Genomic DNA, 21,794 nt, shown 5'->3' with positions numbered 1-21,794 from the left:
ACCTGCTTCCTCGATGGGCCAACCTCGACAAAACGGCGACGCAGTTCATTTCTCTGATCTCCGCCGGTCTTCGCGGGGGCGTCCATCAGGAATGACAACCGACATCGACGCCCATTGACCCCCGTCCTCGCCGCGCCTATCTAGCACCCTAGGCATGGAGATGCCCGCCGCTCGCAGGTTTCGGCCTTGGTGAAATCTCCCTTGAACACGACATTTCCCTCACGTCTTTTCGACATGCGGCGGGATGGCAAGGCGAGCCCCATCACTTGAACCGCATGCCAGAAGAAAAGGGCATGTCATGACCTCATCCCAACCGCTTTCGCGCGATGCGCTGAAAGCCCAGGCCAAGCGTTTGCGAAAAGCGCTGGAAGCCGAAGGCAATTTTGTCTCGCACAGCGAGGCCCTTGAACTCCTTGCGCGCCAGATGGGCCATCGCGACTGGAACACGCTCAGTGCCGCCGCTGGCAACCGGCCGGACACGCCGCTCGCCGTTGGCGGGCGTGTCTCCGGACATTATCTTGGCCAGGCATTCCAGGCCGACATTATCGGCCTGCAATCCATTGCCGGTGGTGCCGGTGGCTGGCGGGTTTCGCTGGCCCTCGACGAGGCCGTCGATGTAGTAAAGTTCGACAGTTTCTCGGCGTTTCGCCAACGCATCAATGGCACGATCGGTCGCGATGGCCGCTCGGTCGCGCATACCTCGGACGGCACGCCGCACCTGCAATTGTCGCTTCGATAATCTGCGAAACAAAACAGCGTTGATCCCGAACGCGTCAACCTCTACGACCCCGCCTGTACTCAATGAGACGGGCGGGGTCGCATGCTCAACATCCTGGTTCTGTGCACGGGCAATTCCGCGCGCTCCATCCTGGGCGAAGCCCTGATCAATGCCCGTGGTCAAGGCCGGGTTGCGGGATACTCCGCCGGCTCGGCACCGACCGGCACACCCAATCCCCTCGCCCTTGAGACCCTCGCCGCCCACGGCCTGCCCGCAACCGGCTATAGCTCGAAAAGCTGGGATGTGTTTTCCGCGGCGGACGCGCCGGTCCTCGATGCCGTCATCACGGTCTGCGACAGCGCCGCGGCCGAAGTCTGCCCGGTCTGGCCCGGTGCCCCGGTCAAGACCCATTGGGGCCTGCCCGACCCGGCTGCCATTGCCGATGCCGAGACCGCCCGAAAAGCCTTCCATGACACGTTCAACACCCTGGACGCCCGCATCACCGCCTTGATAGCCGCACTTGACGGCGATGATCGCGACGCGCTCAAACGCGCTTTCGACACGCTCAACGCCCGACCGAACGACACGCCACAGGACACACCCGCATGACCGACACCACCGCACAGGACGCCGCCCCGGGCGGGATCGGCTTTTTCGAAAAATGGCTGTCGGTCTGGGTCGGCATGGGCATGGCGGCGGGTATCGCCCTCGGCGTGATCATGCCCGGCGCCTTTGCCTGGCTCGCCGGGCTTGAATACGCCTCGGTCAATCTCGCCATTGCAGTGCTGATCTGGGCCATGGTCTGGCCGATGATGATCCAGATCGATTTCGGCTCGCTGACCCATGTTGGCGAACGGCCCAAGGGCCTGATCATCACCCTGGTCGTCAACTGGCTGGTCAAGCCCTTCTCGATGGCGCTGCTGGGCGTGTTGTTCTTCGAGCATGTCTTCGCGCCCTGGCTGCAGCCCGAGGACGCCCAGCAATACCTGGCCGGCGTCATCATCCTCGGCGCCGCACCGTGCACGGCCATGGTTTTCGTGTGGTCGCAGCTGACCAAGGGCGACGCCAATTACACCCTGGTCCAGGTCGCCGCGAATGACCTCATCATGGTCGTCGCCTTTGCCCCGATCGTCGCCCTGCTGCTGGGCGTGACCGACATCACCGTCCCGTGGGATACGCTCCTGCTGTCGGTCGGCCTGTATGTCGTCATCCCGCTGATCGCCGGCTGGCTGACCCGCAAGGCATTGTCGCGCGGCAAGTCCGCCGCGGGTGCCGACAAGGCCGTCGGTGATTTCACGGCGCTGATCAAACCGGCCTCGATCATCGGCCTGATCGGCACGGTGATCATCCTGTTCGGCTTCCAGGGCGAGACCATCCTGACCCAGCCCATCACCATCGCCATCATCGCAGTGCCGCTGCTGATCCAGTCCTACGGCATTTTCGCCATCGCCTATGGCGCCGCCTGGCTGTGGAAGACCCCGTTCAACATCGCCGCCCCCTGCGCCATGATCGGGACCTCGAACTTCTTCGAGCTGGCCGTCGCGGTCGCCATCAGCCTGTTCGGCCTGAACTCCGGCGCCGCGCTGGCGACCGTGGTCGGGGTGCTGGTGGAAGTGCCGGTGATGCTGTCCCTGGTAGCCTTTGCCAACCGGACGCAGGGGTGGTTTGCGGGGCGTTAGAACGGGGCGCTGTTCCTCGAAACTCGAGTGCTATCGCTCTTGGTGCTTGGATATCGACAGCGTCAAACAATGTCACGGATGCCGACCCTATCGACGCTTTTGTCAAGAAGCGCTAGCGTTTCCATCAATTTGTTCTTATTATGTTCTATCTTTAGAGGGTAAATCAATGAAACATGGCGGTCTGATCTACTGATGGGCAAGGTGAGCGCAGCAATTTTGGGCGCCGTTATGGGCGGCTTTGCCGCCGTTGTGGCTATTGTCTTTTTGTTTGGATGGGGCGCGCCAGGAAATGGCCAGGAGGCGCATGTCGATCCGACAAGGTCAGACTATATCGACCTCCTGCTGACGGTAGTGACCATCTTCCTTGGGGCCGTGGGCGTCGCCGTGACTGTTGGGGCCTTGGTCATCGGTGTGGTTGCATTGAAGACGTTGCGTGAAATCAAAGACGAGGCGGCGAATAAGGCCAAGGATGCCGCTGCAGACAAGATCAAGGAGACGATGGCTGCTGAATTGGAGCCGAACGTGAATACGAAGGTGCAAGAAGCCCTTCCGGCGGCGCTGCAAGCAGCATTATTGAATGACGAACTGGGGCATAGAATACTGAGTGAGATGGCGCAGCGGGGCGAACTTGATGAAGTGCTTGAGCGCGTAGCTATGCGGTTACAAGGGGGCGGGCCGGAACCCGATCCGGACGCCGCAGACCAATATGCTGACGACGAGAGCGATCAAGCCTGACAAAACAGGAGGGAGAAAACATGGACGGTAGTATGCAAAATTTCGCGACCGCAACTGACTGGGAGGTCAAGTCACCTTCGCACGAATACAGGACCCTGTGTCCAGAGGTCCGGGAGAAAATTGACGGATTGCTTTCGGAGCATCCGGTTAAATTGGGGGCGATTGCGAAGCGGTTGGGCGTCAAGGTCCTACTGTCCACGCTGCCTCGAGGAACGTCAGGTCAGATTGGGCAGGAGGACGGAGACTTTGTGATCCGCATCAACCGCCATGAGGCGAAGCACCGCCAGCGCTTCACACTTGCCCATGAACTGGCGCATTTCCTGCTGCACCGCGACCGGATTTTAGCCGACGGCGGCTGGTCTGAGAACGTCTTGCTGCGGTCAGGGCAGCCTGCGAGTATTGAGTATGAGGCTAACCGTCTTGCTTCTGATTTGGTTATACCTTCGGCATTGTTGGCGGAGGCAACAGCGGATTACTCAGGTCCCATGACCAGCGAAATCATCGAGGACCTTGCCCGCCGCTTTGGGGTGTCCACGGCGGCGATGGAAATCAAACTGCAGATGACCTGAGGGGACGGGAACGGGGATGGATGTTCAAGATTATCTGGTCACGCTGGGCATCCGCCCCGCCGAACTGAGCGGTTTGAAAGAACTGCCGGGAACTACGAAGGACAAGCTGACCCCCCTCGTTCTGCTTGCCCCTTGGCTGGCTACTTCGCCTTTGTCCCGAGCGGTGGACAAGTTTGAAGAATCCTACCCGTCACGCCCGTATTTTGTCGACGTTGATACCTACTACCAAATGAACGACAAACCCAATGATGCAAAGGAACTCTGGTCTCGGCTGTCCGCGAAACCAGCGGACCTAGATGCGTGGTGGGAAATTTTATCGCAGTATCCGAATGCCAATCCCTGCCTTCTCATGGCGGAACGCACAATTGAAAGCGCTCGGAAACAGATTGTGTGGGCTCGGGAGCATGACCGAACTTTCTGCTTGCGGATGAACCTTGCCGAGGGGATTGGTTCAGGCATTCCGCAGTGGATGCCTGCTCTTGTGGCAGAATTGGCAGCAGAAGGCGCAAATGACTACGCCATCGTGTTCGAATTTGGCTGGGTACAAGACCCACTCTTATTGGCGGCCCTTGCGAGCGGGTACACTAACAGCTTTTTCGGAACGACACCGCCGGAGGTCCCGATTGCCATCTCTTGCACCTCGTATCCCAAGGACTTCACTGTATTCGACGGAACAAAAACGTGCCGCTTCACGAATCGCGATCTCCTCGACCAGGTGCAGAAGGCGACCAACCACCCCAAGATCATTTACGGCGACTGGGGCACCACAAAGCCTCGGACCTACGGTCACGCGAGCCGGCCCAAGAACCGCATTGATTACCCAGCAGACAACTCATGGGTAATCGCCCGCGACCAGACTGACGAAGTCTCATTCCAAGATGCGGCACAGCGAATACTGAAAAGTGAACACTGGTCTGGAAACCTTGGCATTTGGGGAGAACAACTCATAGAGGGAACCGCCGCCGGGCAGGCCTTCGCAATTGATACCATGCCTAAGATGTATTCAGCACGGATCAACATCCACCTGCACCGTCAAGCATTCTACGGCCACTTGCCGCCACCGGAGGCCCTAGACGAAGAATGGAGCGATGATGACCTTTAATCGCCTCGGATAGGTCTCAGGGCTCATTCTCTGTGCCACGCCGCTGATCAAGCCCCCGTGGCGCCTGCGAGCGAGCTTGACGACGATGGTCAATCCATCCGCTTGAAACGCGGTCCCTGCTTTCATCACCATCCCGAAGAAAGAGCGGCGGCAATTCAAGCTGTCCGAGTTTCCAGGCGCAAGCCTCTTCAAGACCGTTGATGATCGCAGCGCCCAAGCTTTGAATGTCCGGCTCGTCAGTCACGTCCAGTCCCTTTCTTGCTTGTGAGCGAGGCGGCGTCGGGGCGGCCATCACGACCGCCCCAAACATCAATTCACCGCGTCCGGCCTCGGCACTTTCACACCCACGGCAACCCCATTCACCGTCAGCACACCGGCCTCGCTGGAGACCTGGATGGTGTCGCCGTCCTTGATCTTGCCTTCCAGCAGGAGGCGGGCCAGCGGGTCCTGGAGCTCTTTCTGGATGACGCGCTTCAGCGGGCGCGCGCCATAGGCCGGGTCATAGCCCTTGGCGGCGAGCCAGCCACGGGCGCCGGCATCAATCTCGATCGCCATGCGGCGATCGTCCAGCAGGCGCTGGAGATAGCCAAGCTGGATGTCGACAATGGCGCCCATATGCGCTTCGGCCAGCTTGCGGAACAGGATGACCTCGTCGATCCGGTTGAGGAATTCCGGCCGGAAATGGCTGCGCACAACAGCCATCACACTGTCCCGCGCCTCCTCGACATCGTCGACGAGCTGCAGGTGCTCCGACCCCAAATTGGAGGTCATGATGATGATCGTATTGCGGAAATCGACCGTGCGGCCCTGCCCGTCTGTCAGACGGCCATCATCGAGGACTTGCAGCAGCACGTTGAAGACATCCGGGTGCGCCTTCTCGATCTCGTCGAGCAGGACGACCTGGTAGGGGCGCCGGCGCACGGCTTCGGTCAGGGCACCGCCCTCCTCATAGCCGACATAGCCCGGCGGAGCGCCGATCATGCGCGAGACCGAGTGTTTCTCCATGTATTCCGACATGTCGAGGCGCGACACCGCGGTCTCGTCATCGAACAGGAACTCAGCCAGCGCCTTGGTCAGCTCGGTCTTGCCGACCCCGGTCGGGCCAAGGAAGAGGAAGGAGCCGATCGGACGGGCCGGATCCTTGAGACCGGCACGGGCCCGGCGCACGGCGTCGGACACCGCTTCCAGCGCCGGATCCTGACCGATCACCCGGCCGCGCAACGCATCTTCCATGCGCAGGAGCTTGTCGCGCTCGCCTTCGAGCATCTTGTCGACGGGGACACCGGTCCAGCGCGAGACGATCTGGGCGATCTGCTCGTCATCGACGACTTCCTGCATCGTGGTCCCGTCATCGCCCTCGGCCTCGGCGGCGGCGAGCTTGCGTTCAAGGTCGGGCAGTTGGCCGTATTTGATCTCCGACGCCCGGCCGAGATCACCGCGCCGTTCGGCGTCGGCGAGTTCGGAACGGGCCCGATCGATGGCTTCCTTGAAGGTGGTGGCCGAGGCCAGCTTGTCCTTTTCGGCGCGCCAGGTGGCGGTCAGTTCGGCGGAGCGGGATTCCAGCTCGGCGATCTCCTTGGAGATTGTTGCCAGGCGTTCCTTCGAGGCGTCATCCGCCTCCTTCTTGAGCGCCTCCGCCTCGATCTTGAGCTGGATGGCGCGGCGGTCGATCTCGTCGAGCTCTTCCGGCTTGCTATCGATCTGCATGCGCAGGCGGGCCGAAGCCTCGTCCATCAGATCGATCGCCTTGTCGGGCAGGAAACGGTCGGTGATGTAGCGGTTGGAGAGGTTGGCGGCGGATACGATGGCGCTATCGGCTATGCGCACGCCGTGGTGAACCTCGTATTTCTCCTTCAGGCCCCGCAGGATGGAGACCGTGTCCTGCACCGTCGGCTCCTCGATCATCACCGGCTGGAAGCGCCGTGCCAGGGCGGCATCCTTTTCGACATGCTTGCGGTATTCATCCAGCGTGGTGGCTCCGACACAATGCAGCGCGCCACGCGCCAGGGCGGGCTTCAACAGGTTGGACGCGTCCATGGCGCCATCGGTCTTGCCGGCGCCGACGAGGGTGTGCATCTCGTCGATGAAGAGGATGATCTGGCCGTTGGCATTCTCGACCTCGGACAGCACCGCCTTGAGCCGCTCCTCGAACTCGCCGCGATATTTCGCACCGGCGATCAGGGCGCCCATGTCCAGCGCGAGAAGGCGCTTTTCCTTCAGGCTTTCCGGCACGTCGCCATTGACGATGCGCAGGGCCAGGCCTTCCGCGATGGCGGTCTTGCCAACGCCCGGCTCACCGATCAGGACGGGATTATTCTTGGTCCGGCGCGACAGGACCTGGATGGCGCGGCGGATTTCCTCGTCCCGGCCGATGACCGGGTCCAGCTTGCCATCGCGGGCGACTTCGGTCAGGTCGCGAGCATATTTCTTGAGCGCCTCATAGCCGTCTTCGGCCGACTGGCTGTCGGCCGTCTTGCCCTGGCGCAGATCATTGATCGCGGTGTTGAGGGCCTGCGGTGTCACACCGGCGGCCTTGAGGATGTCGGCAGTCTTGGTGCCGCTCGCCAGCGCCATTGCCAGCAGGATGCGCTCGGCCGTGACGAACTGGTCGCCGGCCTTTTTGGACGCCTCCTCGGCGGCGCCAAACAGCTTGGCCGTCGCGGGCGCAAGATAGAGTTTGGCCTCCGCCCCGTCGACGCGCGGCAGGGCGGCCAGGGCCTGATCGACCCCGTCCTGCACCTGACGGACACGGCCGCCTGCGGCCTTGATCAGATTGCCGGCCAGACCGGCATTGTCGTCCATCAGCGCCTTGAGCACATGCACGGGCGTGAATTGCTGGTGGCTTGATTTCAGGGCCAGCCCTTGAGCGGCCTGGATGATGGACCGCGCGCGGTCTGTATAGTTCTCGAATTCCATGTCGATCCCCCGGATAAGGCGAGATAGGTTGCAGTTCGCCGCCTTGATCAAGCACGGCAAACTCGCGTTTCAGACCGCATGTAGGTGTTGCATATGCACCACACAAGGGGCTGATCTGCGACATTCTGACCACGGTTTCACCCGGACGCAGCGGAGCGACTCGGACCATGCCCCAGCTTACAGCCATCACACGCTTTCCGGTCAAAGGACTTGGCCCCGACCCGCTGACCACGGTGCCGCTGCGTGCCTACCAAACCCTGCCGATGGATCGCGCCTACGCCATCGAGAACGGCCCCTCGCCGTTCGATGACGCCGCGCCCGGCCACGTCAAAAAGAAACATTTCCTGATGCTCGCCGGCCAGGCCGAGTTGGCGCGGCTGATTTGCCGCTACACCGAGTTCGACGGGCGCTACACGGTCAGCCTCGACGGCAGCACATCAATCGCGGTGACGCTGGACGATGCCGATACCCACCAACCGCTGTTTGACTGCCTGCAAGCGCTGGTCGGCGATGCCATCCGGGGACCGCTTCGCCTCGTTCACGCCCCTGACCAAGCCATGACCGATATACCCCAGCCGCAGATATCCCTGATCAACGCCGCCTCGGTGCGGGACTTGTCCACCAAGGTCGGCCAGTCGCTCGACCCGGTCCGCTTTCGCGGCAATTTGTTGATCGACGGGCTTTCGCCCTGGGAGGAGTTCGAACTGGTGGGGCAGGAGGTCAGGATCGGCGGCGTCAAATGCCGGGTCGAGAGCCGCATCCGCCGCTGCGCCGCGACCAGCGTGCATCCCGGCAAGGGTGAGCGCGATATCGATGTGCCCGCAGCGCTGTTCGAGCACTACGGGCACATGGATTGCGGTCTGTATCTGACGGTTCTTGAGGATGGCGAGATCGCGCTCGGCGATCCGTTCAGCCTGGCCTAGGCCGCTTCGCTTTCCGGACCGTCACCGCCGGTCTTGTCGGAACTGCCTTCATCGGCGGTTTCCGACGCGGATTTGAGGGCGGCCTCGGCAGCGCGGGCGGCTTCCATTTCCGCCTTGGTGCGGCGCGGGCGACGGGTGCGGCGACGCGGCTCTTCAGCCTCATTGCCGGCATCTTTCGGCGCGTCGGACGTCGTCTCCGGCGACGGCGCATCACCCTCGGGGGTCACCACGCCAAGCGGGTCGTCCTGGGAGTCACGCTCAGTGTCGCGACCATTGCGACCGCGATTATTGCGGCCGCGGCGCGGTTCGCGCTGGTCACGATTCTCGTCCTGATCCCGGTCACGGCGCTCGCGCGGCTGACGGTCACCCCGGTCCTGACGATCATGGCGGTCATTCCGGTTCTGGCCCTGGCCATTGCCGTTGTAATTGCCCTGGGACTGATTGCCGTCGTCGTCATCATCCATGTTGTCGCCATTGTCGTCATCCTGGTTGGGATCACGCTTGGGCTGGTTCAGCTGGACGATGCGCAGATAGTGCTCGGCGTGCTGGAAGAGATTTTCCGCCCGCACCCGGTCACCCGCCGACGACGCGTCGCGCGCCAGCTGCATGTATTTGTCATAGATCTGGGACGCGTTGCCGCGGATCTTCACCTCGGGACCATTGCTCTCATAGCTACGGTTCGCGGAATTGCCGGGCTTACGTCCTCGACCACGTTGACGCTTCATATCGCGTTATCCTGTTCAACAGCGATGCATATCTAACTTCTGGCTTGGCGGTGCATTCGCAGGTGCAAGCCTGTGCGCTGATACGTTGGGGATCCAAATAATTGACCGGATAATGGCAGGTGGCTCATCCGGCCGCGCGAGACCCCCGTACTGGCGCGATCCACCTGCCTTGGTCCGGACCCTAGACTGCGAGGCCGGTCATTCCAAGCCCTTTTAGCGGTCACCCCCGGATCGCCGCCCGATGACGACGCGGTCATGCCCGGCAAGGTCCGCTTTCACGGCGATCCCGACAAGACCGGACGCCTGTGCCAACGCGCTCACCGCAGCGCCCTGATCATAGCCGATTTCCAGCGCGAACAGGCCGCCCGGCACCAGCAGGCGCGGCAGGTCGCGGATGATTTCGCGATAGGCATCGAGCCCGTCGGCGCCGCCATCCAGCGCCAGCGCCGGTTCATGGTCGCGCACTTCCGGCGCCAGCCCGGCCAACACGTCAGCGACAATATAGGGCGGGTTGGACACCAAGATATCCGCCGAGGCATCAGCCAGCCCCGCCCCCCAGCGGCCCTGCAGAAAGCGAGCGCGATTCGCCAGGCCGCAACGTTCGGCATTGCCGCTCGCGACGATCAGGGCCGAGTCGGACAAGTCGACGCCGAGACCGTTCCAACCCGGTCGTTCCGACAGGAGGGCGAGCAGGATGGCGCCGGAGCCTGTGCCCAGATCGACCAACCGCGCGGCGTCGACCCCGGCCTCGGACAGCACCGCCTCGACGAGGGTTTCGGTATCTGCCCGCGGCGTCAGCACATCCGCCGTGACAGCGAGGTCCAGCGTCCAGAAAGGCTGACTGCCCAGAACCTGCGACAAGGGCACGCGCTGCAAACGGCGCCAGCTCAGGGCGGCGAGCCGTTCGGCTTGTTGCCAGGAGAACAGGGCGGGATCGGCCAGGGCCTGGGCGAGACTGGCGGGAGCCAGGACATGATTGAGGAGGAAACGCGCCTCGTCTCCGCCCTCATCAATCCCCGCCGCGATCAGGCGCTCGGCGAGATCGCTGCGGATGTCGGCAAGGGAGAGCGCCTGCCAGGCCTCAAGCAGTGGTTTGTGGTCCGCCGCGTCAAAGCCGAACCGGGCCGCATCGACCAGCGTGTCGAAAGGCCCGCGCGCCATGGCGCTTACGAATTGTCTTCGAGGGCGGCCAGGCGCGCCGCCTGGTCCTCGGCGATCAGCGCCGTGATGACCTCGTCCAACCCGTCACCGGCGACAATGTCATCCAGCTTGTAGAGGGTCAGATTGATGCGGTGATCCGACACTCGCCCTTGCGGATAATTATAGGTGCGGATGCGCTCGGAGCGGTCGCCGGACCCGATCTGGCCCTTGCGTTCGGCGGCCCGTTCGGCTGCGGCGGCTTCGCGCTGCATGTCGTAGAGCTTGGCCTTGAGAATTTCCTGCGCCCGGGCCCGGTTCTGGTGCTGCGACTTTTCCTGGCAGACAACGACAATCCCGGTCGGGATATGGGTCATGCGCACGGCTGAATCGGTCTTGTTGACGTGCTGCCCGCCGGCGCCGGAGGCCCGCATCGTGTCAACCCTCACATCCCCCATGTCGAGTTCGATATCGATGTCTTCTGGCTGCGGCATGATCGCCACCGTCGCGGCCGAGGTGTGGATACGGCCCTGGCTTTCCGTCGCCGGGACACGCTGAACGCGGTGCACGCCGCTCTCGAATTTCAGTCGCCCGAACACGCCATTGCCGGAGATCGCCGCGACGACTTCCTTGAAGCCGCCATGCTCGCCATCAGACGCCGAAACCAGCTCCCAGCTCCAACCGCGCAGCTGGGCATAGCGCTGGTACATGCCATAGAGATTGCCGGCGAAAAGGGCGGCTTCATCGCCGCCGGTTCCGGCCCGGATCTCGATCATGGCATTGGCGCTGTCATCCTTGTCCTTAGGAAGGAGCATCAGGCTCATCGCGTGCTCGAGCTCGGGCAGACGCTCCTTCAGCGCGTAGAATTCCTCACGCGCCATGTCGGCCATTTCCGCATCATCGCCTTCCATCATCTCTGCGAGCTCGGCCAGTTCGGCGCGGGCCGACTTCAGCGCATTGGCCTTTTCGGCCACGGGCTTGAGCTCGGCATGCTCCTTGGAGAGCTTGACGATTTCATCCGGGTCGGCGGCGGCGCCCAGGCGGGCTTCCACCTGGTCGAACCGGTCGATGACTTGGGCGAGTCTGGCTTCAGGTGCGTGCATGACGCTCCGTTAGCACCTCGCGCGAGCGATGAAAATCCTGCGCCGCTGTCGGGACACCCGTCAGGCCAGTACCGCCATCACATTGCGCACCGCCATGATGATCAACACGATCGAGCCGAGGGTGAAGACCAGAAAGCGTATCGGGATGAAGTTCCACAGGCACTGGATCAGCGAGTGGACCACCCGGATCAGCACATAGGCCCAGGCCAGCATGATGTTGAATTCGTCCGACACGCCGACCAGGTGGGAGTAAAGCACCAGCGCATAGAAGATCACCGGCTGTTCGTGCAGGTGATTGTAATTATCCGCGATACGCCGCACCTCGATGGGCAGGCGGTCCATCACGGACTTGTCTTTCACCGTCGCCGGGTCGATCCCGGCCTTGCGCATGGCCGGAATGCGGGTGGCATACATCCACACCCACATGATCAGCGTCCAGCAAACCAGCGCCAATATCGGCGTCATCATTGATTGAAACATAGCTCAGCCCTCCCCGGCCATTTTGCCGGAGGTTAGTCCGAGTTTGGTTGATTTGGCGAGAGGGCGGTTTTTCGCCCTGCAGACCATCCGGTTGGTCGTCCCGGATGGACGCCCGGCGCAGGCCGGGCACAAGTCCGGGACCTTGATACCGATCAACCCGCCGCATTGCCGCCGCGATCCCTGCCAATTCCCGCCTTTCACTGGGTCTAGCCTCTTGCAGGACAGCACCAGAACGCGTTCTATGGGAAAAAATTCGAGTATGCCGGATTCAACGATGGAATTTCACCGCACCAAGCGTCTGCCGCCTTACGTTTTCGAAGAAGTCAATCGCCTGAAGGCCAAATTGCGGGCCAATGGCGCCGACATCATCGATTTCGGCATGGGCAATCCGGATCTGCCAACCCCGCCGCATATCCTCGCCAAGCTGCGCGAGACGACAGAGAAGCCGCGCACCAATGGCTATTCCGCCTCGCGCGGGATTCCCGGGCTGCGCAAAGCCCAGGCGCGTTATTACAAGCGCCGCTTCGATGTTGATCTCGACCCGGACAGCGAGGTCATTGTCACGCTGGGCTCCAAGGAAGGCTTTGCCAATCTCGCCCAGGCGATCACCGCGCCGGGCGATGTCATTTTGGCGCCGTCACCCTCCTATCCGATCCATACATTCGGCTTTCTTATTGCCGGCGGCACGATACGGCATGTCCACGCGCCGTCGCCGGAAGATTATCTGCGCGGACTCGAGCATGCAGCGAGGCATACGGTCCCGAGTCCGATTGCCGTCGTGGTTTGTTTTCCCTCCAACCCCACGGCACAAACCGCCTCGCTGGATTTCTACAAGGAGGTCGTGAAGTTCGCGACCAAGCACGACCTCCTCATTCTCTCCGATCTTGCCTATTCGGAGATCTATTTCGGTGATGAGCCGACCCCGTCCATGTTGCAGGTCGACGGGGCCAAGGAGCGCACGATCGAGTTCACCTCGATGTCGAAGACCTATTCCATGGCCGGCTTCCGGGTCGGCTTTGCCGCCGGTTCACCGCGGCTGGTCGGGGCCTTGGCCCGGGTCAAATCCTATCTCGACTACGGCGCCTACACGCCGGTCCAGGTCGCGGCCTGTGCCGCTCTGGATGGTCCACAGGACTGTGTCGACGAGGTCCGCGCCATCTACAAGCATCGCCGTGATGTGTTGGTGGAAAGCTTCGGCCGGGCTGGCTGGGCCATTCCGTCTCCGGAAGCCTCGATGTTCGCCTGGGCGCCGCTGCCGCGCGGCTGCGAGGAGATGGGCTCGCTGGAATTTTCCAAGCAATTGATGGAAGAGGCCGGCGTCGCCGTCGCGCCCGGTATCGGCTTTGGCGAGCATGGTGAGGGCTATGTCCGCCTGGCGCTGGTCGAGAATGAGCAGCGGATCCGGCAGGCGGCACGCGGTGTTGCCGACTTCCTCAAGTCCAGACAGCCAGCAATCCGGGCGGTCTGACCGCCCGGATCACCTGTGCAGGCCAGTCCGGTTGAGGGAGGATGCCGGACCGGCAATCTGCCTATTGCCTAGAAATAGTGACGGATCACCGTCGAATGTGACCACAGGCCACCAGCTTTGGCCCGGCCGCGACGACGACGCATGCGGTCCTGCATGACCTTGCGGACTTCCTCCAGCGGCGGCTTGGGCGCGCTGTCGGGTGCCTTGAGATCCTCGCGGTGCGCCACGAACTCGGCATAGGCCTCCAGCTCCGGCGCCAGACCAGCCGCGACCAGCTCGATCATGATGGCATCATCGATATAGCCAATGCCCGGCGTTGAATCGGGGATGAGATCGTCCGGATCAACGAAATAGGCCAACGCATTGAGCACCCGCTCGCGGTCCTCGCCTTCCAGCTTCCATTCGGCATCGTCCAGCATGCCGACAAGCGGGCCGAGCTGGCGCAGGCGCGTCTTGACGAATTCCGGCGGATTGGCGGCCAGTGCCTTGGTGATCATGTCGGCCACGCCAGCCGTGATCCGGCCTTCATCCAGATCGGCACGATCCTCACGCGCCTTGTCGAGACGGTCCCGGAAGAAGGCGAGATCGGATTCAGAGAGTTCGAACTCAACCTTGAGGGTCGGGGTGGACGAATTGGTCATGACAGTGTGGCACCTTCCTGTGGCCGTTGATTGATGGAGAGCTTGTCCCATACCGGCCGTCGCGCCAATAGCGGGAACACAACCGATTGCATCCCGGGGGACGCGACACGGTGCCGATCCGCCGATCGGCCTGCCGGACACCAAGGCTTAACCATGACTCCAATCTCCGCTCCGGGCTTCGTGATGGCAGGCCTATTGTGCCGCCATGAACGTCGCTTTCAATACCGCCGTTGCCGGCATGATGTCCGCCCAGTCCCATGCCGGCGAGGCCGCCCGCCAAGCCGTCAACAATGCGGCCAAGGGCGAAGACATCATCCAGGCGGCGGTGGCGCTGAAAAAGGCCGAGGCGGCCCATTCAGCGTCCGCCGTGATGGCGCGAACAGCGGCAGAGCTGACTGACACATTGCTGGACATCACAGTCTAGCCCGACTTCCGGTCGGTGGGTGGCCGGTGGGCGTCATCCCCTCGTTCACAGGTCCGCGATGGCCTGGTGTCCAAGCACGGGGGGATGACGAGCCCGCCACCCGCATCTCTCCCGCCCATCGCTCCCTCCAAGCCTCGCATTTTCCTGCGAACTCGCCTAAATCACCGGCATGACCCAATCCGTGACCGTTGACATCGTCTCCGACCTCGTCTGCCCCTGGTGCTGGCTCGGCAAGCGCCATTGGGATGAAGCCCGCAAACTGACCGCGGAAATCGAGGTCGAGACCGTCTGGCGCCCCTTCCAGCTCGACCCGACGCTGGCACGCGAAGGGCGCCCCTACAAGGACTATATGCGCGAGAAATTCTCCGGCGCCGAAGCGTCCGGCCGCTGGAAGGCCATGCGCGACCATCTCGAACAGGCCGGGCCGGCCGCCGGGATCGAGTTCCGTTTCGACGACATCACCATGCGACCCAACACGCTCAACGCCCACCGGCTGATGCGCTGGGCCGGCGGTCAGGGCAAGACGCCGGAAATGGCCGAAGCCCTGTTCGCGGCCTTCTTCAACCAGGGACGCGATATCGGTGACACGGCCGTGCTGGCGGAGCTCGCCGGTCAGGCGGGCCTTGATGCCGCGGTGACGGCCGATCTCCTGGCCACGGATCGCGACGAAAAAGCGGTCTGGGAGGAAGAGCTGTTCTACCGCAAGCTCGGCGTCTCCGGCGTACCCACCTATATTTTCAACGGACGCTTTGCCGTGTCCGGTGCTCAGGAAGCGGCCGTTCTGGCCGATGCAATCCGCCAGGCGGTCAAGGAACCGGCCGAAACGGAATAGGCCCGCTTCAAGCGGGCAGGTCAGACGGGGAGAGATCATGACCGCCATCCAGGCTTTTGCCCTTTATACCGGCCTCAACGGGCTCTTGCTCGTCGGTCTTGCCTACAATGTGGTTCGCCATCGCCAGCGCTCGAAGATCGGCCTCGGCTCCGGCACGGATGCGGCGCTGGAACGGGCCTGCCGTGTGCATGGCAATGCGGTTGAATATGTCCCGATTGCCCTGGTCATCCTGGCCGGTCTCGCACTGAGCAGTGTCTCTGCCCTGGTGATCCATGCCCTCGGCATCTGCCTGACCCTGGGCCGCATCCTGCACGCCTGGGGCCTGTCGAGTTCGGCCGGCACGTCCATGGGCCGGGTCGTCGGCACGCTGTTCACCTGGATCAGCGTCGCGGTCGGATCGGGCTGGCTGATCTGGACGGCCGTCAGTTGAGCCATTGCCCGGCGGGGCCTCGCGGGGCTATAGCGCTCACATGACACAGACCTTCAAAGCCCCCGACCCCGCCGCCCTGCAGGACATTGCCGCCGACCTTGTCGCCCGGGCCCTGAAAGCCGGTGCCGACAGCGCCGAGGCCTCGGTCGCCGAGTCGCGCGAAACCGAGCTCTCCGTCCGCGATGGCAAGCTGGAAGACATTGGCCGCTCGGAAACGCTGGATGCGGGCCTGCGGGTCTTTGTCGGCAAGCGCCAGGCCGGCGTCGCCTTTTCCGACCTGTCGGAGAAAGGCCGCGACTTCACCATCGGCCGCGCCGTGACCATGGCCAAGGCGGCACCGGAAGATCCCTATGCCGCCCTCGCCGACCCGGAGCGCCTGTGCAAGGCACCACCGTCGATCGAGCAGTTCGAGGCCGGCGAGTGGACGCCGGAAGAACTCGAAGAAACGGCGCTGGCCATCGAGACCGCCGCCCGCGCGGTTGACGGCGTCACGAAAACCGACGCCGCCTTCGCCTCGTCCGGTCAGGGCGCAGCCGCCTATGCCACATCGACCGGCTTCAATGCCGGCTGGAAAAAGAGCGTGTTCGGCTATGGTGCCAGCGTGATCGCCGGCAGCGACGAGGCGATGGAACGCGACTATGCCGCCACATCGGCCCGGCGCCGTGCCGACCTGCGTGACCGTGTCGAGATCGGACGCGAGGCCGGGGAACGCGCCGCCCGCCGACTGGGTCCGAAGAAACTCCCCTCCAGCGTAATGCCGGTGGTGTTTGATCGCCGTGTCGCCACGACTTTCCTCGGTTCACTCGCCGGCGCCATATCCGGCCCGGCCGTGGCCCGCGGTGTCTCTTTCCTGCGCGACAAGCTGGGCGAGATGATCTTCGCGCCGGGCATCACCGTCATCGACGACCCGCACCGGCCATGGGGCCATGCCTCGGCACCCTTTGACGGCGAAGGCACGGTCAATCGGCGCAGCGCCATTATCGAGGACGGGCGGCTGACCACCTGGTTCCTCAACTCGGCCGCAGCCCGCCAGCTCGACATGAGCCCGACCGGCCATGCCCGGCGCAATATGGGCGGTTCGCCCGGTGCCGGTCCGACGAACTTCCACATGGAAGCTGGCGAGGCCAGCCGCGACGCCCTGATCGGCGGCATCAAGGACGGCGTCCTGATCATGGAAATGTTCGGCCCGTCGCTGAATGCCAATACCGGCGACTGGTCGGTCGGCGTGTCCGGCTATCGCATCGCCAATGGCCAGATCGATCACCCGGTCAGCGAGATCACCGTGGCCGGCAATCTCGTCGACATCTATGCCCGCCTCATTCCGGCCAGTGACCTGGAATTTCGGGGTTCTGTTAACGCCCCCAGCGTATTCGTGGACGCCATGTCCATCGGCGGTCTCTAGGCGCCGGACGGACAGGATCATTTTAGGAGCCCGTCATGACTGAAACCAAGATCAACAACCAGCTTCTCCACCTCGTCATCGGCGGCGAGCTGGCCTGTGTCGACCCCACCAATTGCGAGTTCAAGGATCTCGACGAGGTCGATTTCGTCGGCGCGTTCGGAAGCTATGCCGAAGCCCGCGCCGCCTGGAAGGGCGCCGCCCAGCGCACCGTCGACAATGCCCACATGCGCTATTTCATCATCCACGCCCACAAGCTTCTCGATCCCTCGACCGAGAAGAAGGACGGCTAGGTTCCGATCCACGGCGTGACAGGCGAGACCCCACCCTCCTCAACAGCCACGCTGGGCAAACGCCTGTGGCGCGACTGGCTTTGGCGGCGCCCCGGCCTGGTCGGTCTGGCGCTGGTCCTGTCGGCGATCACGGCCGGAGCCGCCGCCTCCTATGCCGGCGTCATCGCCTGGACCTTCGACAAGCTGAACAATGGTGCCGCGGACTTCTTCCCGCTCGCCCCGCTGGCCGTGATCGGCCTCGCCACCCTGCGCGGGGTCAGCCTCTACCTGCAGACCGTGCAGACCAACCGGCTGGCGCTGAACGTGATGCAGGATCTGCAGAACGCCATGTTCGGCAAGCTGGTGCGGGCTGATTTCGCGCGTCTGCAGGCCGAGGGCACCGGCTCGCTGGTCTCGCGCTTCACCAATGACATCACCCTGCTGCGCGAGACGATTGTCCGCCTCTCCAACAATCTGATGCGCGACGTGTTGACCGTGGTGATCACGATCGGCGTCATGTTGAGCCTCGACTGGATGCTGTCGCTGTTGATCCTGGTCGTCTACCCGATCGCGGCCTGGCCGGTGATCCGGATCGGCCAGCGCCTGCGCAAGACCTCCTCCCAGGCCCAGTCGCAAATGGGCGAGGTGACCAGCCAGCTTGAAGAGAGTTTCTCCGGCGCCCGCATGGTCAAGACCTATGGGCTGGAGGATTATGAGAGCGAGCGCGCCCGCAAATCCTTCTTCGACCGGCTGCGCTTCCTCCTGAAAATCACCGAGAACAAGGCCCGTATTGATCCGATCCTTGAAGTCGTCGGCGGGCTGGCCTTTGCCGGTCTGGTGGCCTTTGCCGGCTGGCGCATGCTCAATGGCGAGACCTCGCTGGGCAATATCATCGGTGTGCTGACCGGGATTACGGTGATCGCACCGGCGATCCGGGCCCTGGGCACGCTCAATGCCGTCGTGCAGGAGGGCTTTGCTGTCCTCGACCGTATCTTCATTGTGCTCGACACCGACGAGACCGTGACCACCGCCCTCGATGCGCCAGCCCTCGCCGTCACCGATGGCGCCGTCCGCTTTGACGGGATCGGCTTTGCCTATCCGGACGGTTCGGTGGCCTTGTCAGACATCTCGCTCAAGGCCGAGCCGGGCCAGACCATCGCGCTGGTCGGACCGTCCGGCTCTGGCAAGTCGACCATTCTCAACCTCTTGCCGCGCCTCCATGACGCCCAGAACGGCATGATCACGATTGACGGCACCGACACCCGCACCGTCTCATTGGGATCGCTGCGACAGAGCATGGCGCTGGTCAGCCAGGATGTGACCCTGTTTGACGACACGGTGCGCGCCAATATCGGCTTCGGTGACTTGCACGCCGACGAGGACGCCATCATCGCCGCCGCCAAGGCCGCCGATGCGCATGATTTCATCATGGCACTGCCGGATGGCTATGACAGCCCGGTCGGGCCGCGCGGCGGCAATCTGTCGGGTGGTCAACGCCAGCGCCTGTCGATCGCCCGGGCGATCCTGAAGGACGCCCCCATCCTGTTGCTCGATGAAGCGACGAGTGCGCTCGACACCGAGTCGGAACAACGGGTTCAAGCCGCGCTGGAACGCCTGTCGCAGGGCCGGACCAGCCTGGTCATCGCCCACCGGCTGTCGACCGTGCGTCATGCCGACTGGATCTATGTGATGGAACAGGGGCGGATCGCGGAACAGGGCCGACATGACGAGCTGGTCGCCCGCGACGGTCTCTATGCCCGCCTGTGCCGGATGCAATTCGGCGAATAGCGCCAGCGACAGCCCCGGATGGCCGGATCAGGCGTGCTGGGCCTGAAGTATCTCGCTGCGACGCCCGCTCTCAGGCAATGTCACGGCAAATTTCGAGCCGGCGCCCGGCGCGCTTTCAACGATGATGTCGCCGCCCATCAGCTCGGCCAGTTTCTTGGCGATGGCGAGCCCCAGGCCGGTCCCGCCATTCTTGCGCTGCATGACCGCCTCGCCCTGGCTGAACGGCATGAAGATGCGGGCCATCAGATCGCTGTCCATGCCGATGCCGGTATCGCCGACCTCGAATCTCACATCGTGCGACCGGTCTTCGGTCTGACTCATCAGGCAGCGCACCCGTACCTCGCCGCGATCGGTGAATTTCACGGCGTTGGACAGGAGGTTGGACAAAATCTGGCGGACCCGGGCCGGGTCTCCGACGACCTCGCGCTCGGCAACCGGGTCGATTTCCAGATGCAGGTTCAACCCCTTCTCCATCGCCTTCATGCGATAGGGGCCGGCAACCGTGCGGACAAGCTCGGCCGGATTGAAACTGGCCTGCTCGACTTCGAAACGACCGGACTCGATATTGGCCAGGTCGAGAATGTCATTGAGAATGGTCAGCAGTGACTGGCCGGAGGCCTCGATTAGACTGACCATCTCGCGCTGGGACGGTTCAAGGTCTGTGCTCGCCAGCAGCGCGGACATGCCCAGGACGCCATTCATCGGCGTGCGGATTTCGTGGCTCATCGTCGCCAGGAAGCGCGATTTGGCCCGACTCGCCTCGGTCGCCTGCTGACGCGCCTCAACAAGGTCGTGAATATCGGTCAGGGCACCGACCAGGCGAACCGGATCGCCGTCCGGCGTGCGCACCGCCTCACCGCGCATGCGAAACCAGCGATGAAGCCCACCGACAACTTTCAGACGGATCGTCAGGTCAAACGGGCGACCGGCGCGAAAATGGGCGTTCAGGGCCGACTGGAAGCGCGACCGGTCATCGCCGTGGACGAGCGTTGTGAAACTGTCGGTGGCGGCGGTGAACTCGCGGGGCTGATAGCCCAGCAATTCGCGACCGCGGGCCGAGATGTAGACCTGGTCTGTTTCCAGGCACATGTCGACAATGCCGTCCGACGTGCCCTTCATCGCCAGTTCGGCGCGGTCACCGGACTCAGCGGCCAGGATTTCACCGGTCAGGCGGCGACGATAATGGTTGAACACGGCGAGCAGTTCGTCGGCGAGTTCAACCGGCCGCTTGAACATCGCCACGACAATGCCGACCGACTGGGCGCCATTAAACAGCGGCATGCCGACATAGGCCCGCATGCCCATTTCCTCGAGCATGAAGTCGCGCGGATAGCGCGCCGCCACATTGTCCTCGAAGATATCAGCGCCAGCCTCCATCACATCGGCGCAGGGCGTGCCCTTCAACTCGTAGCAATAATTGCCGACGAGGGCGCTGCCGCAGGCGACCTTGAGGGTGCGCAGGCGTGAATGGGTGGCGTCGATGCGGGCGATAAAGAGGCGGTCAGCAGCGAAAACTTCGGCCGTCTGCTTGACGAAGGCTTCCAGAAAGGCCGGGCCACATTCGCGCGACAACAGGAAATTCAGACGGTTCAACCGCTCCTGCGTATAGTCTGAACGTATGGCCAGATCCGGCATCAGCCCCTCCCCCTCGCCCCCCGGCAAGCCGGGACGCTGAACGTGGTTAACGAGCATTAATGTGACTCAATCCTGTGGAAAGAGTCGTCATATCTGATGAATTCACTGGTTATAAAAAATGGGCGGCGTTTATTCGCGGCGCAATAGCTTTTCCGTCAGGAAATTGCCCCACCAACTCGACATGAAGCCCGCCTGCACGACATCCCGGTCATAGACATTTTCGACCCAGTCCATGAAATCGATCGGCGTGGTTTCATTGTAGAGGCGGTAGCATTCGAAGAAATAATCCAGCACGCCAGTCTTGCCGGCTTTCACATGCAGGTATTTCAGCGACAGATGCGTGATCGCCTCGTCATAGGGCAGTTTCAGCTTGGTCAGCGCGTAGAGGACCGAGATGATGCCGGCCCGGTCGGCGCCTGACTTGCAATGGATCAGGGCGGGATATTCGATGCTGTCGAATATTTTCACGGCCCGCTGCATGCGGTCGACATGCGGCGCCTCGCGTGAGCCGAAGGGCATGTCGATCATCTTGAGACCGAGACGCTCGCAGGCCTCCTTCTCGAGATCATAATAACACACGCCCGGCTGGGTGCCGCGGATGTTGAGAATGGTCTTGAACCCGTCTGCCGCCAGCTGTTCCAGGCGCTCGGGCGATGGCTGGTTGGCGCGCCACATGCCGCCGCCGACCTCGTGCATGTTGTGGAATTTCTGCCGCAGGATGCCATGATCCTTCCACAGATAATCCTGCCAGGCGCGCTCGCGGTCCTTCGGGTCGTTCAGGTCATAGGGCATGCTGGGCCTTTCGTCTGGCAGCGCAT

General features: G+C 62.9%; 22 protein-coding genes. 14 read left to right on the top strand and 8 right to left on the bottom strand.

The window, feature by feature from the left end; translation table 11 throughout:
• Positions 1-298: 298 nt before the first annotated feature.
• The 6 genes from AWH62_RS02800 (at position 299) to AWH62_RS02775 (ending at position 4,803) form a co-directional block, all read left to right on the top strand.
• Positions 299-739 carry a glyoxalase superfamily protein gene (locus AWH62_RS02800; RefSeq protein ID WP_075188913.1) on the top strand — a complete coding sequence of 147 codons (441 nt, stop codon included), beginning with the start codon at positions 299-301 and terminating at the stop codon, positions 737-739.
• 81 nt (positions 740-820) lie between these two features.
• A complete protein-coding gene (locus AWH62_RS02795; RefSeq protein WP_075188912.1) occupies positions 821-1,327 on the top strand; it encodes an arsenate reductase ArsC in 507 nt (168 codons plus the stop codon).
• Entirely contained in the window at positions 1,324-2,397 is a 1,074-nt protein-coding gene (gene arsB, locus AWH62_RS02790) for an ACR3 family arsenite efflux transporter (RefSeq protein ID WP_075188911.1), read from the top strand. Before AWH62_RS02795 ends, arsB begins: the two co-directional genes overlap by 4 nt.
• 192 nt (positions 2,398-2,589) lie before the next feature.
• The gene (locus tag AWH62_RS02785; protein ID WP_075188910.1) at positions 2,590-3,132 is read left to right on the top strand and encodes a hypothetical protein; all 543 of its coding nucleotides are present in this window, start codon (positions 2,590-2,592) and stop codon (positions 3,130-3,132) included.
• A gap of 20 nt (positions 3,133-3,152) precedes the next feature.
• Positions 3,153-3,701 carry an ImmA/IrrE family metallo-endopeptidase gene (locus tag AWH62_RS02780; RefSeq protein WP_075188909.1) on the top strand — a complete coding sequence of 183 codons (549 nt, stop codon included), beginning with the start codon at positions 3,153-3,155 and terminating at the stop codon, positions 3,699-3,701.
• A 16-nt stretch (positions 3,702-3,717) separates the two neighbouring features.
• Complete coding sequence (locus AWH62_RS02775) at positions 3,718-4,803, top strand: beta family protein (protein ID WP_075188908.1); 1,086 nt, start codon at positions 3,718-3,720, stop codon at positions 4,801-4,803.
• Positions 4,804-5,112: 309 nt separating this feature from the next.
• Here the strand turns inward: AWH62_RS02775 and clpB are convergent, their stop codons facing one another.
• A complete protein-coding gene (clpB, locus tag AWH62_RS02765) occupies positions 5,113-7,719 on the bottom strand; it encodes an ATP-dependent chaperone ClpB (RefSeq protein ID WP_075188906.1) in 2,607 nt (868 codons plus the stop codon).
• A 167-nt stretch (positions 7,720-7,886) separates the two neighbouring features.
• Here clpB and AWH62_RS02760 point away from each other — a divergent pair, with 167 nt between their 5' ends.
• On the top strand, positions 7,887-8,642 hold the full coding sequence (locus AWH62_RS02760) for an MOSC domain-containing protein (protein ID WP_075188905.1): 756 nt from the start codon (positions 7,887-7,889) through the stop codon (positions 8,640-8,642).
• Here AWH62_RS02760 and AWH62_RS17090 read toward each other — a convergent pair.
• The 4 genes from AWH62_RS17090 to AWH62_RS02740 all read right to left on the bottom strand — a co-directional run bounded on the left by AWH62_RS17090 (position 8,639) and on the right by AWH62_RS02740 (position 12,087).
• On the bottom strand, positions 8,639-9,367 hold the full coding sequence (locus AWH62_RS17090) for a DUF4167 domain-containing protein (protein WP_083634935.1): 729 nt from the start codon (positions 9,365-9,367) through the stop codon (positions 8,639-8,641). The genes AWH62_RS02760 and AWH62_RS17090 overlap by 4 nt on opposite strands.
• 213 nt (positions 9,368-9,580) lie before the next feature.
• On the bottom strand, positions 9,581-10,528 hold the full coding sequence (prmC, locus tag AWH62_RS02750; RefSeq protein ID WP_083634934.1) for a peptide chain release factor N(5)-glutamine methyltransferase: 948 nt from the start codon (positions 10,526-10,528) through the stop codon (positions 9,581-9,583).
• Between the two features lie 5 nt (positions 10,529-10,533).
• Positions 10,534-11,607: a peptide chain release factor 1 gene (prfA, locus tag AWH62_RS02745; RefSeq protein ID WP_075188904.1), complete on the bottom strand. Its 1,074-nt coding sequence runs from the start codon at positions 11,605-11,607 to the stop codon at positions 10,534-10,536.
• Positions 11,608-11,667: 60 nt separating this feature from the next.
• On the bottom strand, positions 11,668-12,087 hold the full coding sequence (locus AWH62_RS02740) for an MAPEG family protein (RefSeq protein ID WP_075188903.1): 420 nt from the start codon (positions 12,085-12,087) through the stop codon (positions 11,668-11,670).
• A 274-nt stretch (positions 12,088-12,361) separates the two neighbouring features.
• Between AWH62_RS02740 and AWH62_RS02735 the strand changes: the two genes are divergently transcribed.
• Positions 12,362-13,555, top strand: a complete 1,194-nt coding sequence (locus tag AWH62_RS02735) for an LL-diaminopimelate aminotransferase (protein ID WP_233128240.1) — start codon at positions 12,362-12,364, stop codon at positions 13,553-13,555.
• A gap of 68 nt (positions 13,556-13,623) precedes the next feature.
• On the opposite strand, the gene AWH62_RS02730 is transcribed toward AWH62_RS02735, so the two are convergent.
• Positions 13,624-14,196: a YkvA family protein gene (locus tag AWH62_RS02730; protein WP_075188901.1), complete on the bottom strand. Its 573-nt coding sequence runs from the start codon at positions 14,194-14,196 to the stop codon at positions 13,624-13,626.
• A 205-nt stretch (positions 14,197-14,401) separates the two neighbouring features.
• Between AWH62_RS02730 and AWH62_RS02725 the strand changes: the two genes are divergently transcribed.
• The 6 genes from AWH62_RS02725 (at position 14,402) to AWH62_RS02700 (ending at position 19,341) form a co-directional block, all read left to right on the top strand.
• Positions 14,402-14,620, top strand: a complete 219-nt coding sequence (locus AWH62_RS02725; RefSeq protein ID WP_075188900.1) for a hypothetical protein — start codon at positions 14,402-14,404, stop codon at positions 14,618-14,620.
• A gap of 181 nt (positions 14,621-14,801) precedes the next feature.
• The gene (locus tag AWH62_RS02720) at positions 14,802-15,452 is read left to right on the top strand and encodes a DsbA family protein (RefSeq protein ID WP_233128239.1); all 651 of its coding nucleotides are present in this window, start codon (positions 14,802-14,804) and stop codon (positions 15,450-15,452) included.
• 37 nt (positions 15,453-15,489) lie between these two features.
• The gene (locus AWH62_RS02715) at positions 15,490-15,882 is read left to right on the top strand and encodes an MAPEG family protein (RefSeq protein ID WP_075188898.1); all 393 of its coding nucleotides are present in this window, start codon (positions 15,490-15,492) and stop codon (positions 15,880-15,882) included.
• A gap of 40 nt (positions 15,883-15,922) precedes the next feature.
• A complete protein-coding gene (locus AWH62_RS02710) occupies positions 15,923-17,284 on the top strand; it encodes a TldD/PmbA family protein (protein ID WP_075188897.1) in 1,362 nt (453 codons plus the stop codon).
• A 35-nt stretch (positions 17,285-17,319) separates the two neighbouring features.
• On the top strand, positions 17,320-17,574 hold the full coding sequence (locus tag AWH62_RS02705; protein WP_075188896.1) for a DUF4170 domain-containing protein: 255 nt from the start codon (positions 17,320-17,322) through the stop codon (positions 17,572-17,574).
• 15 nt (positions 17,575-17,589) lie between these two features.
• Positions 17,590-19,341, top strand: a complete 1,752-nt coding sequence (locus AWH62_RS02700; protein ID WP_075188895.1) for an ABC transporter ATP-binding protein — start codon at positions 17,590-17,592, stop codon at positions 19,339-19,341.
• 27 nt (positions 19,342-19,368) lie between these two features.
• Here the strand turns inward: AWH62_RS02700 and AWH62_RS02695 are convergent, their stop codons facing one another.
• Entirely contained in the window at positions 19,369-20,976 is a 1,608-nt protein-coding gene (locus AWH62_RS02695; RefSeq protein ID WP_075188894.1) for an ATP-binding protein, read from the bottom strand.
• A 129-nt stretch (positions 20,977-21,105) separates the two neighbouring features.
• The gene (locus tag AWH62_RS02690) at positions 21,106-21,768 is read right to left on the bottom strand and encodes a beta-lactamase hydrolase domain-containing protein (RefSeq protein WP_075188893.1); all 663 of its coding nucleotides are present in this window, start codon (positions 21,766-21,768) and stop codon (positions 21,106-21,108) included.
• Positions 21,769-21,794: the final 26 nt, after the last annotated feature.

It is taken from the genome of Maricaulis sp. W15, from assembly GCF_001924955.1.
Lineage (GTDB): Bacteria > Pseudomonadota > Alphaproteobacteria > Caulobacterales > Maricaulaceae > Maricaulis > Maricaulis maris.
This window is presented reverse-complemented; position numbering and strand designations above follow the sequence as displayed.